The sequence below is a fragment of the Streptomyces sp. NRRL S-495 genome (genome assembly GCF_000966955.1).
GTDB classification, from domain to species: Bacteria; Actinomycetota; Actinomycetes; order Streptomycetales; family Streptomycetaceae; genus Kitasatospora; species Kitasatospora purpeofusca.
On the sequence record NZ_JZWY01000395.1, the window covers coordinates 1 to 467 of the forward strand.

1 protein-coding gene is annotated in these 467 nt (G+C 70.2%); it reads right to left on the reverse strand.

The genetic code is table 11. The features are described from left to right. Positions 1-49: 49 nt before the first annotated feature. A partial coding sequence (locus VR45_RS21040) for a VCBS repeat-containing protein (protein WP_045941345.1) occupies positions 50-467 on the reverse strand: 418 nt, incomplete at its 5' end.

Below are 467 nucleotides of genomic sequence, written 5' to 3' on the forward strand. Positions count from 1 at the left end.
GGTTCGTGGCTGGGGTTCGTGGTGCCGGTCGGTGGTGCGGGTGCGGGGTTCAGGCGCCGGCGGCGATCTGGCCGTAGTCGATCCAGCCGGGGTTGTTGCGGTCGTCGCCGCCGTTGTTGAGGAAGGCGGTGGTGGGGCCGGTGGTGACGAGGTAGTCGGCACGGCCGTCGGCGTTGATGTCCGCCAGCGACACCGCGTTCTGGTCGCCGGTCAGACCCGTGGTGATCTGCGCCCGCAGCGTCCAGCCACCACCGGTGTCGCCGCCGTGGTTGACGTAGCTGGTGATCGAGCCGCCGGGGTTGACGATGTTGTAGTCGGCGCGCCCGTCGCCGTCGATGTCGGCCCACTTGACGCGGCTGCGGTCGGTGGTGACACCACCGGCGACCTTGCCGAGGTCGCTCCAACCACCGACACCGGTGTTGCGGAACACGCCCACCGCACCGTCCGCCTGGGTGACGACGTAGTCG